This window comes from Sorangium sp. So ce363, assembly GCF_051520435.1.
GTDB classification, from domain to species: domain Bacteria; phylum Myxococcota_A; class Polyangia; order Polyangiales; family Polyangiaceae; genus Sorangium; species Sorangium cellulosum_B.
Genome location: NZ_CP150333.1, coordinates 11,718,925 through 11,735,712, shown reverse-complemented (window position 1 = coordinate 11,735,712; position 16,788 = coordinate 11,718,925). Strand labels below are relative to the sequence as shown.

At 70.5% G+C, this 16,788-nt stretch carries 15 protein-coding genes; 9 read left to right on the top strand and 6 right to left on the bottom strand.

What is annotated here, in order from left to right:
* The first annotated feature begins 14 nt into the window (after positions 1–14).
* Positions 15–1,187, top strand: coding sequence for a hypothetical protein (locus WMF12_RS44175; protein WP_437854704.1), 1,173 nt, complete (start codon positions 15–17; stop codon positions 1,185–1,187).
* 228 nt (positions 1,188–1,415) lie between these two features.
* Positions 1,416–1,826, top strand: a complete 411-nt coding sequence (locus WMF12_RS44170; RefSeq protein ID WP_437742733.1) for a response regulator — start codon at positions 1,416–1,418, stop codon at positions 1,824–1,826.
* Here the strand turns inward: WMF12_RS44170 and WMF12_RS44165 are convergent.
* The gene (locus tag WMF12_RS44165; protein ID WP_437854703.1) at positions 1,823–2,074 is read right to left on the bottom strand and encodes a hypothetical protein; all 252 of its coding nucleotides are present in this window, start codon (positions 2,072–2,074) and stop codon (positions 1,823–1,825) included. The genes WMF12_RS44170 and WMF12_RS44165 overlap by 4 nt on opposite strands.
* 337 nt (positions 2,075–2,411) lie before the next feature.
* Here WMF12_RS44165 and WMF12_RS44160 point away from each other — a divergent pair, with 337 nt between their 5' ends.
* Entirely contained in the window at positions 2,412–2,843 is a 432-nt protein-coding gene (locus WMF12_RS44160) for a hypothetical protein (protein WP_437854702.1), read from the top strand.
* A 72-nt stretch (positions 2,844–2,915) separates the two neighbouring features.
* On the opposite strand, the gene WMF12_RS44155 is transcribed toward WMF12_RS44160, so the two are convergent.
* Complete coding sequence (locus WMF12_RS44155; protein ID WP_437854701.1) at positions 2,916–4,169, bottom strand: P1 family peptidase; 1,254 nt, start codon at positions 4,167–4,169, stop codon at positions 2,916–2,918.
* A 133-nt stretch (positions 4,170–4,302) separates the two neighbouring features.
* Positions 4,303–4,917, bottom strand: coding sequence for an NAD(P)H-dependent oxidoreductase (locus tag WMF12_RS44150; protein ID WP_437854700.1), 615 nt, complete (start codon positions 4,915–4,917; stop codon positions 4,303–4,305).
* Between the two features lie 68 nt (positions 4,918–4,985).
* Between WMF12_RS44150 and WMF12_RS44145 the strand changes: the two genes are divergently transcribed.
* The 3 genes from WMF12_RS44145 (at position 4,986) to WMF12_RS44135 (ending at position 8,541) form a co-directional block, all read left to right on the top strand.
* Positions 4,986–5,993 (top strand): LysR family transcriptional regulator, encoded by a 1,008-nt coding sequence (locus WMF12_RS44145; RefSeq protein WP_437854699.1) that lies wholly within the window; start codon positions 4,986–4,988, stop codon positions 5,991–5,993.
* 55 nt (positions 5,994–6,048) lie between these two features.
* On the top strand, positions 6,049–6,999 hold the full coding sequence (locus WMF12_RS44140) for a class I SAM-dependent methyltransferase (protein WP_437854698.1): 951 nt from the start codon (positions 6,049–6,051) through the stop codon (positions 6,997–6,999).
* 204 nt (positions 7,000–7,203) lie between these two features.
* Positions 7,204–8,541 carry a serpin family protein gene (locus WMF12_RS44135; RefSeq protein ID WP_437854697.1) on the top strand — a complete coding sequence of 446 codons (1,338 nt, stop codon included), beginning with the start codon at positions 7,204–7,206 and terminating at the stop codon, positions 8,539–8,541.
* Positions 8,542–8,626: 85 nt separating this feature from the next.
* On the opposite strand, the gene WMF12_RS44130 is transcribed toward WMF12_RS44135, so the two are convergent.
* The 3 genes from WMF12_RS44130 to WMF12_RS44120 form a co-directional block, all read right to left on the bottom strand.
* Positions 8,627–9,607 carry an HTTM domain-containing protein gene (locus WMF12_RS44130; protein ID WP_437742722.1) on the bottom strand — a complete coding sequence of 327 codons (981 nt, stop codon included), beginning with the start codon at positions 9,605–9,607 and terminating at the stop codon, positions 8,627–8,629.
* Entirely contained in the window at positions 9,604–10,158 is a 555-nt protein-coding gene (locus tag WMF12_RS44125; RefSeq protein ID WP_437854696.1) for a hypothetical protein, read from the bottom strand. The genes WMF12_RS44130 and WMF12_RS44125 overlap by 4 nt, the downstream gene beginning before the upstream one ends.
* A gap of 238 nt (positions 10,159–10,396) precedes the next feature.
* Positions 10,397–10,804 (bottom strand): hypothetical protein, encoded by a 408-nt coding sequence (locus WMF12_RS44120; RefSeq protein WP_437854695.1) that lies wholly within the window; start codon positions 10,802–10,804, stop codon positions 10,397–10,399.
* Between the two features lie 1,320 nt (positions 10,805–12,124).
* On the opposite strand from WMF12_RS44120, the gene WMF12_RS44115 reads away from it, so the two are divergent.
* The 3 genes from WMF12_RS44115 to WMF12_RS44105 all read left to right on the top strand — a co-directional run bounded on the left by WMF12_RS44115 (position 12,125) and on the right by WMF12_RS44105 (position 16,726).
* Positions 12,125–14,167, top strand: a complete 2,043-nt coding sequence (locus WMF12_RS44115) for a hypothetical protein (protein WP_437854694.1) — start codon at positions 12,125–12,127, stop codon at positions 14,165–14,167.
* Positions 14,168–14,401: 234 nt separating this feature from the next.
* On the top strand, positions 14,402–15,484 hold the full coding sequence (locus WMF12_RS44110) for a glycosyl hydrolase (RefSeq protein WP_437854693.1): 1,083 nt from the start codon (positions 14,402–14,404) through the stop codon (positions 15,482–15,484).
* A gap of 546 nt (positions 15,485–16,030) precedes the next feature.
* On the top strand, positions 16,031–16,726 hold the full coding sequence (locus WMF12_RS44105; RefSeq protein WP_437854692.1) for a hypothetical protein: 696 nt from the start codon (positions 16,031–16,033) through the stop codon (positions 16,724–16,726).
* Positions 16,727–16,788: the final 62 nt, after the last annotated feature.

Below are 16,788 nucleotides of genomic sequence, written 5' to 3'. Positions count from 1 at the left end.
CGCGGGTCTCGGCGTTGGCCTCGGCCGGGCCCGACCTCCTCGGCGCGCTGCCGGCCGGGCCCCGCGGCGCGGCCCGCGGCGGCTTCATGTGGAGCCGCCGCGTCGACCTCGCGGTGTTCGGCGGCTCCGCGGCGGTCGCCCTCGCCCTCGCCGCGCTCTCGACGGGGGGCGCGCTCCCGGCCTGGGGCTTCCTGCTCTTCGTGGTCGGCGTCGACGTGGCGCACGTGCACACGACGCTCTTCCGCACGTACCTCGACCCGGAGGAGCTCCGCCGCCACCCCGCGCTCTACGCCGGCGTGCCGCTCGCCTGTTACGCCGCCGGCGTCGCGCTCCACCTCGCCTCCGAGCTCACCTTCTGGCGCGCGCTCGCCTACGTGGCCGTGATCCACTTCGTCCGCCAGCAGGTCGGGTGGGTCGCGATCTACCGCGCGCTCGCGGGCGAGCGCTCGCGCCTCGATCGCGTGCTCGACGACGCGCTCGTCTACGCGGCGACGGGGTGGCCGCTCCTTTACTGGCACGCGCACGCTCACCCACCGCGCGCGTTCCAGTGGTTCGTGGACGGCGATTTCGTGAGCGCGCCCTGGCTCGCCGCCGCGGTGGGCCCGCTCGGCGCGGTGTACGCCGCGCTCGCCGCCGCGTACGTCGCCCGCGCGATCCAGCGGGCCTGCGTCGACCGCGCGCCGCTCAACCTCGGCAAGCACGTCGTCGTCGGGACGACCGCGGCGACGTGGTACGTCGGCATCGTCGCGACCGACAGCGACTTCCAGTTCACGGTCACCAACGTGATCGTCCACGGGGTCCCGTACATGGCGCTCGTCTTCGCGTACGCCCGGGAGCGGGCCCGCGAGGCGCCGCGCTCGCTGCTCGCGCGGGTCCTCGCCGCCGGGCTCCTCGCCTTCCTCGGCGTCGCGCTGGCGCTCGCGTTCGTCGAGGAGATGCTCTGGGACCGGCTCGTCTGGCACGACCGGCCGGAGCTCTTCGGCGGCGCGCGGACAGGGGACGAGCCGCTCCTCGGGCCGCGCGCGCGGGCGCTGCTCGTGCCGCTGCTCGCGCTGCCGCAGGCGACCCATTACATGCTCGACGCCGTGGTCTGGCGCCGTCGCCACACCCGCCCTGCCCAGGCGCGCGCGCTCGGGTTCCGGCCCGGAACGCGGGAGGGCGAGCAGGGCGAGAGCGGAGAGGCTTGACCCGCGGCGCAACTCCCGTAACCCTCGGCGCTTCGCATGGCTTCGCTCGCGGTGCCCGTGCTCCCGCCACGCCCCTCGCCCGCTGCTCGGCGCGGATCGGCGCCGCCCCCGCGTAGCCCGGAACCATGTCCGGAGAAGATCCGACGATGTTGAGGGCATGCAATGCGTGCGCGGTGCTCGCCTGCTATCGCTCCTGCATGCTTGCGCCGTCTGGAAGAGGTAACAGCGATGAGTGAACCCCGGCCAACCGACGGGCTCAACGGGCCGCGCGTGACGCCGATTCCCCCGAACCCGCGCGCCCCCGTCCTCCTGGTCGACGACGACGCCGAGCTCCGCGAGATGCTCCGCGAGATGCTCGAGTCGTCGGGCTACGATGTCTACTGCGCCAGCAACGGCAGGGAGGCGCTCGATCTCCTGCACCAGGCGGACCCGCCGCCCGGGCTCATCCTGCTCGATCTCATGATGCCGATCATGACCGGCGAGGAGATGCTCGCCGCGCTGAAGCAGGTGCACGCCCTCGCGGCGATCCCGGTGACCATCGTCTCCGGCCACGACGGCCCGCCCGAGGGCACGGCCTACCTGAAGAAGCCCGTCGACTTCAGCGCGCTGCTCGGCGTGGTCCAGAAGACCTGCGGCTAGCCGCTCAGGTCGAGCGCGCCCAGAGCGTCGACCAGAGCGTCGACCGGAGCGCCGACCAGCGCGCCGACCTCGACCGGCGACGGCGACCGCGGGCTCATCGCCGCGAACGCGAGGAGCGCCACGACGGTCAGCAGGAGCGCGAGCGCGAACGCCGCGGCGAGGAACAGGATGCCGAGCGACGCGCGCTCGCTCCCGGCCTCGCCCGCGCCCTGGTCCGGGTCCTCGTCGCGCCGCTCCGGCTCATCCACGCTCCGCCCTCCGCTCGCCGGCTGTGCTTACCGCCTCGCGCCGGACGGCGCAACGGACGCAGCGACGACCTCCGTGTCCGCCGCGCTCGACGGGCGCGGCGGCGTCCTCGGCGGACGCGCCCGTCCGGACATTGTCTGTCCGGAAGGGCCATCGCCGTCCGCCTCCAACGGCTGTAGGTTCGCCTCCTCGGAGGGCGTGAGAATGGCAGAAGGCCGCACCAGCGACGCTGCGGAGAAGAGCGGACAGGCGAGCTCCGATCGCCTGTGGATCCTTGTCAACACAAGTCTTCGTGAGTCTGCGCCAGAGCGCGTAAGTGGCCGCCCTCCCCGGGAAACCATGGTGATACGTGACGGCGATACCCTCCTCGTCAGCGTCGATGTCGGCCGGGGCCGCGGCAAGGCGCTCACGGTGCCATTCAACATGGTAGAGCTCGGTCGCCTGGAAGCGACGCTGGTGGTGCGGCTCGCGGCCACCTCCGCCCCGTGCGCCGCCTGCATCGACGAGAGCCTTGCCAGGGCGGCTCAGGAGCCCGGGGGGCTCGACACGGATCGCGTCTTCTGCGCGGTGCGCGCCGCGATCGCCGGCTGCGCGCAGCGCGCGCACGGCGAGGCCGCCCGCGGCGCGGCCGACGCCGGCGGGCCTCCGCCGGAGAGCTCGGGCCCGCGGCCGCTGGGCGCGCTCCGGCTGGCGCCGGTCAACGCGCCTCACGTGCCCGCGGGGGGCGCGCCGGGAAAGGAGAGCGAGCTCGAGCTCCTGCTGATCATCTGAGTCGGGACTCCGCGCTTCCCGCGAGGCGCGCATGTCGGCTTTTGACCCGGCGTCGCGGCGCGCAAGTCCGGCTCAGCGCCCCGGCTCATCGAGCCTTCCATACCGCCGCATCGCCTCGCGGAGGCGGTCGAGCGGGATGGCGTGGGCGACGTGATCGTCCTGCCCGAACGTCGTCGTCGCCATGGTCATCGCGTTGAGGATGGCCTCTTCCACCGCCTCTTCGGCGCCCTGGAACATCGGGTTCAGGCGCGCGTCGTCCACCTCGCGGAGACTCCGTATCAGCCCGCCGGGCTCGACCGACACCCGGTTGCCCGTCGCGAAGGCCAGGAACAGGTCGCCGCTGCCGTCGCGCGATATCGTCCCTGTGCGCCCCACCGCGAGCGCGATGCGCCGCGCCACCCGCTCGAGCTGCCGCGCGGACAGGGGCGCGTCGGTCGCGACCACGGCGAGCAGGGAGCCTTCACCGAGAATATCCAGCACGGGCAGGAGATCGCGGATCTCCAGCCCTACCGGCACCCCGTCGACCCGGAGCTCGCCGCGCGCCCCGAAGTTCGCCTGCACGATGGCGCCCACCGTGAACCCGCCCGCGGTCTCCGGCAGGACGCGCGACGCCGTCCCGATACCGCACTTGAATTCGTAGCAGATCATCCCCGTCCCGCCGCCGACCGCCCCTTCCTCGACAGGGCCACCCGCCGCGCGCTCCGCCGCCTCGACGACGTCCTCGGCCGACACGTGCAGCCCGCGGATGTCGTTCAGCGCGCTGTCGTCGCACTCTCCGACGACCGGTGTCACCGTGGGCTCGTCCACGCCGATGCCTGGATAACGCCGGAGCATGTACTGGATTGCCCCGTCGAGCGCGCGCCCCACGGCGAGTGTGTTGGTGAAGACGATCGGCGTCTCCAGCACCCCGAACTCCCTCACATAATGGAGGCCGGTCATCTCCCCGTTCCCGTTCAGGACGAAGCTCGCGGCGGGGACCTTGTTATGCCAGAAATCATCGGACGTCGGCAGGATGACGGTCACGCCCGTGCGCACCGGCCCTTTGCCCGGGTCGAGCCGGCCGGCGCCTCGGCGATGGGTCACGTGCCCGACCCGCACGCCGGGGACATCGGTGATCGCGTTCAGCTTCCCGGTGGGCAGGCGGCCGATCACGATGCCGAGATCCCGCGCGCGCCGGCGCGCCTCGCCGACGGGAAGCGCGGACAATGCACCAGCGCTCGGTGCGGGAGGGGCGGGTCGAGCCGCAGGGCCGGCGCACGCGAGGAGCGAGGGCAGCAGGAGCGCCGCGGCGAGCGCGGCGCCAGCGGGGAGGCGGGGGCAACGCATCGGCAAAAGGATAGCCGACGGCGGTGTGCTCGAGCTCCGCTCAAGAAGCCTCAGAAGATTCCTTACGCGATCTGCCCCTTCTGAAGAGCGACGCCATCTCGACCCATCCTGCACGCATCGCAGGATGCCGCCTTCATGCAACAGCCAGCGTGCGGGAGGATCTGGCGGGGAATTGCCGCGCATCCCGCTCGCCGATGCGCTCCATCTCCCGGAGCCAGGCCGCTCGTTGCTCGGGGGTCCGCGTCTTCTGATCGAAGAAGGTGGTCTCGCGGACGGGCCCAAAGCCGACGAAGCGCAATGTCGCGTTGATGAACGAGGTATGAACGGAGCGCCAGTGCCAGAATCGGTACCACCAGCCCGGGCTATCCATCGTGGTCACGACGCGCGCGCTGCGGCCGGCGAGCAGCCCCTCGGGCAGCGCGCTCCGCTTTCGATAGGCGAACGACCATCCTGGCAAGAAGGTGCGATCGATGAAGCCCTTGACCAGCGCGGGTGGCCCTGCCCACCATGTGGGGAAGAACCAGGCCACGTGGCTCGCGCGCTCGATGGTGGCCTGCGCCTGGCGGAGATCGGGCTCGAGCTCCTGCTGGCCGCTGAAGCCAGCGCGCAGGTGCGGATCGAACGCGAGCGAGCGCAGGGCCAGGAGCTCGACGCGGGCTCCGCCTCTCTCGAGGCCGCTGGCGTAGGCCCGAGCGAGCGCGTCGCTCAGGCTGTCGGGGGCTGGGTGACCTTGGATGACGAGGTGCATGCGTCGATCTTGGCCATGCAGCAGCGTCTGGGTAGACGGTTCTGCGCAGTTGTGCCATGCGTGGGTGCATGGCACGCTCTCCCGCGCCCCCGCCCGCGAGCAGGCCGCTCGCCGACCTGGATTGGGCCGATCTGCGCCTCTTCCTGGAGGTGGCGCGCGCCGGCAGCTTCTCGGCCGCCGGCCGCAAGCTCGGCATCGAGCAATCGACGGTGAGCCGGCGCATGGCGACCTTCGAACGAACGCTCCGGGTGGCAGTCTTCGATCGACTGCCGGGAGGCTCGATGCTCACCCCGCTCGGCGAGCAGCTCCGCCGCCACGTCGAGTCGATGGAGGCCGGCGCCGACCAGTTCGTGCGCGAGGCCAGCGGCCACGAGAGAGCGGCCGAGGGGATGGTCCGACTGGCGCTCACGGAGTCGATCGCCGTACACGGCGTCATCCCGCGCGTGCTCCCGGCGCTCGCCGAGAGGCACCCGCGCGTCTCGCTCCACCTGCTGACCAGCTACGAGGTGGCCGATCTGGGCCATCGTGAGGCCGAGATCGCCGTGCGCTTCTTCCGGCCGAAGAGCGGTGATCTGGTGGCCGCGCGGATCGTCACCCTGCCCACGATGCCTATCGCCCACCGCAGGCTCTCGAAGAAGGGCCGCGACGAGCTCGACTGGGTCGGCGTCGATCTGGGCCGCACCCCCACCGTCGAGGACGACTACCAGAAGCGGCATGTAAAAAAGGCACCGAAGCTCATCGTGAGCAGCTACATCGCCCAGATCGAGGCCGTGCGCGCGGGGCTCGGCGCCGCGGTCTTGCCGTGCAGCGCGCTCGATCTGGACGACGACCTGGTGGAGCTCGATCTGGGCCTGCCCGCAGGCCCAGTGCTCGAGCTCTGGCTCGTCACGCCGCGCGGCCTGCGCCAGGTGCCGCGCATCGCCGCCGTGTGGGGCGCCCTCGAAGAGCATCTCCAGTTCTTGAGCTCGCCGCGACGCGCGCGGGCGCGCGGGCGCTCGGCTGATCCTCAGCAGCGATTGCGGCTTCGGCCGGCAGGGCATGAGCCGGATGCGAGCAGAGACCCGCCCGCCAGGTAGCCTGTCCGTAGACGAGCTTCGGCGTCGGGAACCCGTGGAAGAAAGGGACAGAGTCATGCTGGACAGGATATGGGATCGCCATCGCGCCGCCGGGCTCGACGCCGCGGCGGCCGTCGCGGCGCCGTCGCCGGAAGGCCTTTGCTACCTCGCGATGCTGGCGTTCTCCGACGAGCGCTACGCGGACGCCGCGACCTTCGCCGCCCGCGCCGCGGCGGCCTCGCCGGGAGACACCCTGTTCCAGGCGGCCGCGGCGCACCTCGCGCGCGTCGCCCGGGAGGGGAAGCGCAATGTCTACGTGTCCGCGGAGGGGTTCGCCGCCTTCATCCGCGGCGGCGGCAATGTGCCGCTCTACCGGGAGACAAGCGCGGCGCTCGCCGGCCAGTACCCGGAGGCGCCCTTCGATCTGCTCGACATCGGCGCCGGCGATGGACTGGCGCTCCTGCCCGCGCTGACGCCGGCGGTGCGGCGGGTCACCGTGGCGGAGCCGGCGGCGCCGCTGCTCGAGCGTTGCGCCGCAGCGCTCTCCGCGCGAGGCGTCGACTTCGAGGCCTTCGGCGGGCGACTCCAGGATCTCGCCGCTGACCCCGGCATGGCGCCGCGGCGCTGGGCGGTGGCGCAGGCGACCTTCTGCCTGCACGCGATCGCCCCGGCCGAGAGGCCAGCGCTTCTCCGCTGGGCGCGCGCGCATTGCGATCTCCTGCTCATCGCCGAGTTCGACGCGCCGCGCATGGACGAGCCGCTCTCGCCGGACACCGCGCGGCACGTGCTCGCGCGCTACCGTGAAGGGCTGGCCGAGTACGCCGGCGCCGATCTCGACACGGTCGCGCAGGGCTTCCTGATGCCGGTGCTCTTCGGTTATGTGGACCGCGGCGCCACCCGCACCACGTTCGAGCACCCCATCGACGACTGGGCGGCGCTGCTGCACGAGGCCGGCTTCGCGCGCGTCGAACGCCGGCTGCTCCATCGCACCTGGTGGGCGCCGGCCTGGATGCTGGCGGCGCGCTGAGGCGCCTCGCGGGGTTTCCGGTGCGCGAGCCAGCTCCGGCGCTGACGGTGCCTCTTGTGCCAGAACGGGCCAGCTGTTCGCCGGATGTCAGGGTTCGGGGGCGCCCCGCGCGCGGCGGCTCGGTCGCTCCGCCCGTTACGCCTCGGAAATAGACGAGCCCGCGATCGGAGCCGGCGCGGCACGGCCGATGCTGGACGGGGCGGCATGCAGCGAACCCTCCGAACCTGCGCTCCCTTCTTCGTCCTGTCTCTGACCGCGATCCTCGGTTGCGAGACGTCCACCGATCCCAACACGTACCCCGACCCCGAGGGCGAGGATTGCAGCGACGCCGACAAGCCCTTCTGCGTGGTCGCCTCGGACAAGCAGCGCATCTCGAGCCCGGACGTCCCTCCGGAGGACAAGACCGCGCTCGTCTCGGGCAACTCCGCGTTCGCGCTCGACCTCTACCAGCAGCTCCGCCAGGAGCCGGGCAACGTCTTCTACTCGCCCTACAGCATCTCGACGGCGCTCGCGATGACGTGGGCCGGCGCGAAGGGCGAGACCGAGACGGCCATGGCCGACACGCTGCGCTTCGACCTCGGGCAGGACAAGCTCCATCCGGCGTTCAACTGGATCGACCAGGAGCTCGAGAGCCGCGGTCAGGGCGCCCAGGGCGCCGACGGAGAGGGCTTTCGCCTCAACGTCATGAACGCGCTCTGGGGGCAGATCGGCTACTCGTTCGAGGCGCCCTTCCTGGACACGCTCGGGCTGCACTACGGCGCTGGAATGCACGTCGTGAACTTCTGGGACTTCCCGCAGGAATCGGTCGATCTCATCAACGGCTGGGTCAGCGACCAGACCGAGGGCAAGATCGAAAAGCTGGTGCCCGTCGAGGCGATCACCACCGAGACGGTGCTGGTCCTCACGAACGCCATCTACTTCAACGCGGCGTGGCGCACCCCGTTCGAGCCCACCGAGACGGAGGACGGCCCGTTCGAGACGGCCGATGGGACCGAGGTAACGGTGCCCCTGATGCACGGCAACCTGGAGATGCCCTACGCCGAGGGCGACGGCTACCAGGCGATCGCGATGCCCTACGACGGGGACGAGCTGTCGATGGTGATCGTCCTGCCGGCGAAGGGCACGCTCGACGCGTTCGAGGCGTCGCTCGACGCGGCGAAGGTCGACGGCATCGCCTCCGCGATGAGCGAGCACCTGGTCGACACCACGATGCCCAAGTTCAAATTCGAATACGAGCTGAGCCTCAAGAAGACGCTGGAGGCGATGGGGATGGAGATCGCGTTCAAGTCCGGGGTCGCGGACTTCACCGGCATCAACTCCAGCGGACGGCCCTTCATCCAGGACGTCATCCACAAGGCGTTCGTCGGCGTGAACGAGGCCGGCACCGAGGCAGCGGCGGCGACCGCGGTCATCGTCGGCGACGAGTCGGCGCCCCAGCCGGCGTCGCTCGCGCTCGTGAATCCCTTCCTGTTCCTCATCCGCGACAACGCGACGGGCAGCATCCTGTTCGTCGGCCGCGTCGCCGACCCCAGCGCGAGCTGACCCGCTGCGCCCGGTTCTGCGACGGACGCGGACGCATCCCTATGCGTGCGCCGATGTACGTGGCAGAGCGCCTGTACTGACAATGTCAGGCCTCGCCACGCTGAGCGCAGCGTGCCACAGCAGAGGGCGCTCGCGCCTGTCGAGGGTCCGCCTTCACGCCAAACGCGGCGATGGTGAACACCGACATGATGGCACCGAAGACATCGAGCCTCATGAAGACGGCGATCCCGACGTGCAATCCGACCGTGGCTGCCACCCAGAGCCGCCGGGTCCGACGTGGCCAGATGAAGAACGGGTACCCGATCTCCACGAGCAGCACGAGCCACCCCGCGGCCACTGCGATCCAGGCGTGGTGAGCGAGCCACGAAAAATCGAACCGCCGGTACTCGGGCAGCATGAGCGAATGCCACATCGCGTCGCCGTCCCACCACGCTGGGCCCAATGCCTTCTCCACACCACTCGAGAGGTAGACGAGACAAAGGTGCAGCTGCACCACCCGCAGCGCGAGGCGCGCTGTCGCGCTCGGCTCAGGCGGCGCTCGCCCAAAGGCACGATCGAGCGACAGCACAGCGCCAGAAGGCATGAAGACGAGGTAAAACAGGAAGATGTTCGCGAACTGATCTGCTCCGTAGTTCGTCCTCTCCGCGGTCATCATCAACGTGAAATGCACGAGCCATGTGCACGCCGCGGAGAACCTCGTCCTCCAGCCGAGCAGGAGGCCAACCAGCGACAGCGCGTAGAGCACACCCACGCCAGCGATCACCGAGCTCTCACCGACCCCGAAGCGCGAAAATGCGTTCACGAGGTGGCCGATCCGGGGGAAACCGATCGCGCCGGCCCCGTCGAGGAGCTGTCCCTGCACGATGCCCGAACGCGAGTAGAGCTCGGAAGCGATGGGCGCGATCAGCGCTGCCTGCATCAAGAGAACCGACGCGAGCCCTATCCGGAGCGCTGCCAGGGGCCGGGCCGACGCGGGTGCGAACGCGAATCGCCCCATCGAGCCCCACAGGCGCGCAGCTGCCTCTCTAGCCTTCGGCAGGAGCAGGGTATGGGTCCGCTGCCTCATGGCGTCGCCTCTTTGTTGATCTCGCCGGTAGCGAGCTGCGTCTTCAGGGTGAACTTGGCCTGATATTCGAGATACCACCGTGGCTGTTTGCCCGCGCGATACTCCGCCATCGAGGGCAGATCGTAGCTTTCGATTCGAACAACAACGCTGTCCGCCTCTGGGTGTTTGGCGAACACCTTCGCTACCCAGGACGCAATCAGGGAGCGCCTCGCGGCCGGGTCCTGCTCATCCCAATACATGCCGACGATATTCTTGACGCGGAGGTCCGCTTCGCGGCTCGCTCCTGTCTCCAGCACCTCGGTCGTCAGCGTTCCCGCGCGATCCCTGACCTGGAAGGTGGCCCAGGGCAGGGGCCCGACGCTCGGAGCAAAGAAGGAATACGCGCTGCTGGCCCCGGAGAGCGCGCCATAATAGCCCACCACATGTTCCACCCATCCTCCGTTTGGCAAGCGCACATGCAGCACACCCAGCACGATCACCAGCCCGAGGTGGATCGCAGCAGCGGGAAGCACGAAGAGCACGCGCTTTCCTATGTTTCCTGTTCCGTCCATGGAGCTCACTCCTGTGGAGCCGTATTGCGCGCGGCGTGCCACCCGCTTTCGCCACCCACGTTTCCAACGCGTCGCCATCCGGCCGCAGCGCAGGCCGCGGCCGGACGGCGACGCTTGACGTGCGATGTCTCAGCGCGATCGCCCGTAATGTTCGATTCCGCGCTCGGCGAAGCGGACCCGGCATTCCGTGATGGCCGCGCCCAACTCCGTGCCCATCACGGCAGGGCCCAACCCTGTCCTAGCGCCGATAGGGCCGATAGTAGCCAGTAGCCGGCCGATAGTAGCCGACAGCCGGCCGGTAGCCGCCGATAGCCGGCCGGTAGCCGCCGACAGCCGGCCGGTAGCCGCCGACAGCCGGCCGGTAGCCGCCGACAGCCGGCCGGTAGCCGCCGACAGCCGGCCGGTAGCCGCCGACAGCCGGCCGGTAGCCGCCGACAGCCGGCCGGTAGCCGCCGACAGCCGGCCGGTAGCCGCCGACAGCCGGCCGGTAGTTGTAACGCACGCTGTCGGGCGACGGTGGCGTTGATGTCTCCTCGACGAGGTTCAGGTTGTCGATCGGCACCGTATTCGCCGCAGAAGCAAGCGCAGAGATCCCGCAAACTCCTGCGCAGACGGCGATCAGGCCAAGAATTTTCACATGGTTCATTTGTCGGCTCCTTCCCTCTTCGGTTGCGCCCGTGGGCGCGACGTTGCGCCCATGACGATGCAGGAAACGGGCCGATTTCGACCGGTGCGGCAGGTGGCAGGCTGCTGATCGCAGCGCACAAATCATCCCTGAAATGTGGGCTGGCCAGGTGAAGGTGCGCAATGCGTGAGCAGCGCGCTGCGGCGCTGGAGCATCCGCGGCATGACAGCCATTCATGGCAGTCAAGAACCTACCGCAGCAGGGAGCATCTAGAGCGACAAACGGGTTGAAACCCCGAGAAAAGCATGAATTTCACAGGGAGGCGGGGAGGCGGGGAGCGAGAGACGGCGGGAGGGAGAGATTCATTTTTTCTCCCTCCCCGCCTCCACGTGAAAATTCTCCGGGTTTCAACGCGATCGGTGTTCTAGGATCTTGGGAGACCATGTTCAGGAACATGCGGAGGTCCTGGCGAGACGGCTTGAATTTGGCGTGTGACGCGGCAGCCGCGGCAGATGAAGCAGTTCAAGCATTCGTCCTCCCCGCGAAGGACGTCGCCCGCGCCCGCGACGCGGGCAAGGTCGTCGCCATCCCCCACCTCGAAGCCGGGGACGAACGTGCCGCCCCTTCCACCGCCTCCACGACGCCATCTGCGCCGGAGCCGATCGCCTCTCCCATATCCCACAACGGCGTCGTGTTCCCTTGCGATCACGGCCTGTACGTCATGAAGCTCGACGCGGCAGGCACCACCTCTGGAACAAGACGTTCGGCAGCCCCGAGGACGATTGGAGCCTGGTCTGCACCGGCGACCTTGAAGGCAACGTCATCGCAGGCGGAACCTTCACGGTCCGCATGAACCATTCCCCCGCCGAGGTACCCACCTGTCCGGTATCATGGAGTGTCTGCACCCCATGCGAAGCGCCGGCAAATCAGGGGGCTCCACGCCGTGACATACGAGCACGGCTCCTGCTTCGGGTGCGCCGCCGCGCCGAACACCACCGTCACCTCCCTCGCCGTCGGCGACCCGGCGGACATCGCGGTCATCGATCAGCGGAGGCTCATCGAGAGCGCCCCTTCGGGCTACTGGGGATGGCCCAGCGTGAGCGTCAGCGACGATCGCGTGGTTGTCGCCAGCGCCGCGTGGAACGGCGGCGAGGAGGAAGGGCGCGCCACCATCCAGGTCGTCGACATCTCCGACCCCAGCGGCGCCCTCGTCGAGGGCGCGCGCGTCGACGTGACCGGCCAGATCGAGAGCCCCTGGCAGGTGGATGAGCACGACGGCGTGCTCCGCTTCGTCAGCCTGCCGTCTCGCTCCTCGACGTCTCCAATCTCGCGAACCCCACGATGCTGGAGCGCGTCGCCTTCGGCGGCAAATGGGCGCGCGTCGCCGAGGAACGCGACCGCATCGATGAAGCGTTCGCGTTCTTCGACGGCCTCGGCACCCTCGCCGTACCCTACAGTGAACGGCGCTTCGACGCGTCGTTTCCCGACTGCGATCCCGTCACGATCGGCGTCCAGCTCATCGATTTCACGCGCGACACCCTCTCGAAGCGCGGCTTCGCCGCCACGCGCGGACGGGCGCGGCGCGCCCTCGCCAGCGGGGAGCGGCTCGTCGCCGTCTCCGACCTGGGCGTCGAGGCCTTCGGCATCGACGATCGCGGCGCCCCGGCCAAGGTCGCCGGTATCGCGCTCGCGATGCTCGCCAACAGCGCGGTCGCGGTCGGCGACCTCGTGGTCCGCATCGGCGCAGACGTGAATACGGGGGGCGGCGCCTGGCTCGAGATCGCGTCGGCCGCGAACCCGGGCCTCGCCGAGCCGATCGCCAGGCTCGACGGCGCGGCGCTGTACACGGATGCCCCCGGCTGCCAGCACTACCTCGGCAATGCCCGCCTCTTCGCGCACGGACAGCACGTCTACGTGCTCGCGCAGACAGGGGACTACGCGTCCACCCGCCTCGCGATCGTCGATGTCGGGGACCCGTCCGCGCCGCGCGTGGTCGCCCAGCGCGATCTGCCCTTCAGCCCCGGCGCGCTGTACGCGAATCCGTCCGGCGCTCTCGTGTCCGCGGGCGACACCGTGGTTCAGGCCGGCGGCACCCTCGTGATCCGTGGCGTCAGCGATGACGGCTACTACACTTTCGAGGAGGACCGGCCGCCTCACGAGGCGTGGCTCGATCTGCTCGACCTCTCCGACCCGCTGAACCCGCGGCACAGCTCGCTGGCGCTCCCGGACGGCGCTGGCCACACGGGCCTTCAGATCCACGGCACCACGGTGTTCGTCTCGCGCTGGACGCCGCTGCCCGACGATCCCTCCAGGGCGCGCTTCTATCTCGATCGCATCGACGTCGCGGACCCGTCCGCGCCGGTGGTGCGGGCGCCGGTCAACGTGCCCGGCTCGCTGCTCGCGTTCGATGGCGCGTCGAGCAGGCTGCGACCGCGCGCTCTGCTCCTGGGGCTACGGCCTCGAGGCCGTGGACGTCGGCCCTTGATCCACGTCGCGCGGCCCGCGGCCGAACCGCGCCCGCGCCCGCCACACGAGAATCCGCGTCCTCCGACCAAGCCGCGTCGACCAGCGCTGGTCTGCTTGAATGCCCGTCCCAGTGGCATGTCTGGTGCCAAGCCGAAGTGCATCGCGAGGAGGCGAACGATCATGCGCAGGGAATTGGAGTGTCTCAGGCCCATGAATGGACTTGCACAGATGCGAACGTTGGCGATGGGTTGCATCGCCGCGAGCGTCCTCGGCCTCGCCGCGTGCGGCGACGAGGGGCAAACGAGCAGCAATGCTGGAGGCGCGGGCGGGCAAGGCGGTGTCGGAGGCGCGGGCGGGCAAGGCGGTGTCGGAGGTGCGGGCGGGCAAGGCGGTGTCGGAGGCGCGGGCGGGCAAGGCGGTGCCGGAGGCGCGGGCGGAGGGGGATCGAGCGCGTGCGAGCCCGGCGTTTCGGGGACGGCCACGCCCGTGACGATCCGCTTCCGAAACACAGGGGCGACCGAGCTCCTGGTCGGCGACACCCAGTGCATCTCGACGTGGATCGTGACCTCGTCGAGCGGCGCCGAGGCCCCGAAGAACCTGGCGAGGCCGCTGTGCGACGACGGGACCCCGATCTGCCCCGCAGATTGCCTCGACGCTGGCTATAAGCCGCTCCCGCCTCAAGGCGAGCTGACGTTCACCTGGAACGGCGTCATCTTCGAGAGCGTCGACGCCATGGAGGCGGGGTGCCCCGCGGCTCAGGCGGGCGAGCTGTGCCCCGCGATGTGCGCGCGGCCCGTAGACGCCGCGCCGGGCAGCTATACGCTCAAGGCATACGCGTACGACGGATCGACGCCGATTGAAGAGACCGTCACGTTCACCTACCCCGAGTTGGCCGAGGTCGAGGCGGTGTTCCCATAGATCGAACGGCTCGCCGGCGCTCGTCGCGGACCTCGGCGCGGCGCGCTCGCCCTCGTCCCCGCCTTTGCGCTCCTGGCTTGCGGCGCGCGCACCAGCCTACTGGAGCTCGATACTCTGAGCGAGGGTGGCGCGTCGTCAGCGTCGTCCTCTGCCGCATGCCCCTCCCGCGCGGGGGCAGAGCTCTATCCTCGTACAAACCTGGGCTCGAACCCGAAGCCCCTTCACGAGGACCCGATGAAGAGCTGCACCCTCCTCCTCTCCCTGCTCGCCGCGGCGAGCTTCGCCTCCGCGTGCGGCGGCGACGACACCGGCAACGGCGGCGGCGATGGGAACGGCGCGCTCCTGTTCGGCCCCTACAAGGACACCAGCGTCAACATGAACTGGGACACCAGCGTGATCTCCACGAAGGTGTCGGGGACCCAGACCGTGTTCGCCGACGACCTCAGCGCCGCCGGCGGCAACGTCGTCAGCCTGGCCTTCGCCACCGGCGAGTGCGGCAACGAGCGCTGGGGCGACGTGCCCGGCGCGGCGATGGCCGCCGCCAACGTCCCGGTGCTCGAGGCCGCCGGCGTCGGCTACATCCTGTCGACCGGCGGCGCGGCGGGCTCGTTCACCTGCGGCTCCGACGCCGGCTTTGCGGCCTTCCTCGATCGCTGGGCCGGACCGCGCCTCATCGGCGTCGACCTCGACATCGAGGCCAGCCAGTCGCCCCAGGTGATCGCGGCGCTGGTGCAGCGCCTCGAGACCGCGCACGCCGCGTACCCGAACCTGCGCTTCAGCCTGACCCTGGCGACCCTCGCCAACAACGAGGGCGCGTCGACGGCGCGCTCCCTCGGCAGCAACATCGGCTCGAGCCTCAACGTCGTCGGCGACACCGCCATGGCCGCGGTCGCCGACGTCTTCGGCTTCGACGGCAGCGCGGCGACCTGGCCCAGCTACGTCACCGTCAACCTGATGACCATGAACTACGGCTCGCCCGGTCCCGGTGTGTGCGTCGTGTCCGGCGGCCAGTGCGACATGGGGCAGTCGGCGATCCAGGCCGCGTACAACCTGCACGATCACTTCGGCGTGCCCTACGCCAACATCGAGCTCACCCCGATGATCGGCGGCAACGACGTCCGCGGCGAGCTCTACACGCTGACCGACGTCGACGAGACCGCCGCCTTCGCCAGGTCCCAGGGCCTCGCCGGCGTCCACTACTGGTCCTACGACCGCGACGTCGACTGCCCGATCGGCGCCGCCTCGCCGGTGTGCAACTCCCTCGGCAACGCCGGCACCCGCGGCTTCCTCGCCCGGTTCCTCGCCGCGGGGCTCTGACCACAGCGCGACCGCGCGCGGCAGAGCGGCCGGAGTACGGGGTGAAGCGGCCCTGCGCCCCGGACGCCATCCGGCCGTGGGGCCAGAGCGCCCTCCCGGTCCCGAAAAACGGGTGATGGCGGCGACGAGGTGCGGCCACACAGCCTCGAGCATCACCTCGGAGGTACCGGATGCGATGTGGGACATGGCTGGCGCTCTTCGCTCTCCCTGCGCTCGCGGCGTGCGCGGCGGTTCCAGACGAGCTGCCCGGCGCGCTCTCGGTGGAGGAGCCGCCCGTGGCCTCCGGCGCCGGCGAGGCAGCCGCCTGCAGCGCCCTCGCGCCCGCGGGGCCCTCGCTGAGCCTCGCGCAGCCGGGCACAGACCTGCTCGATCCTCAGTGGGTCCTCGGGGCCAAGGACGCGCCGGTCTATCTCTACACCTCGGCGGCGACCCCGACGGGGGATCGGGGACTCCAGCGCGTCACCCTGGATCCCTGGTCGGCGCAGCCGCCCGCCTTCAGCGAGCCGGCGCTGGTGCTGGACGCAAAACACCAGGCCATCCCGGGCGATGCCTTCGCGGCGGCACAGCTCTATCCGCTCGACGGCGCTGGGCGCGCCCACCGATTGGAAGCCCAAGGGGCCCCTCTGCGACGTCAGGTTTCCGGGCGTCGGACCGGCGACGACCATTTACCTGGGGCGGTACTCCGCAGACGGCATCAGCATCGGCTACAATGGCAGCGCGATGGCCTCGAAGGAGGCAATCCACGAGGCCGCGCCGGTCGCGCGCCTCCGCATGGCCCCCCGCCCGGACGGCGCGTGGCTCGCCTGGACCCTCGCGCCGCTCGAGGACGCGCCGGGCGCGCTGCGCGTCGCGCGCATGACCCCTTCGGGGGAGGTCGCGCTGCCGCCCATCACCGTCCCCTCGTGCTCCACGCCCGTCGCGGAATCGCTGGCCGCCGAGCAGGTGGACGGAGACCTGGTGGTCGCGGTCGTCGAGACGAACACGCGCGGCAAGGACCGGATCGTGCTCCGCCGCCTCGACGCGGAGGGCACGTTGACCTGGATGACCACCCTTTTCCTGGGAGGGAAGGTCGAAGGCAGCCTGTCGATGCTCGCGCAGCGCGGCCGCGGGCTCCTGATCGCGTGGGCGGAGCGGGCGTCGAGCTCGTCCGCCTCGCAGCTGCGCGCGGTGCGCCTCGGTTGCGCCGAGGGGTTCGCCGCCGCCACGCCCGTCTGCGAGACCGAGGACGTGATCCCTCAGTGACGCGGCACGCGGCCGCCGGCCTCCGAAACTTGGCCCGCCTTCGCCCGGCGTGCGAACCCCGA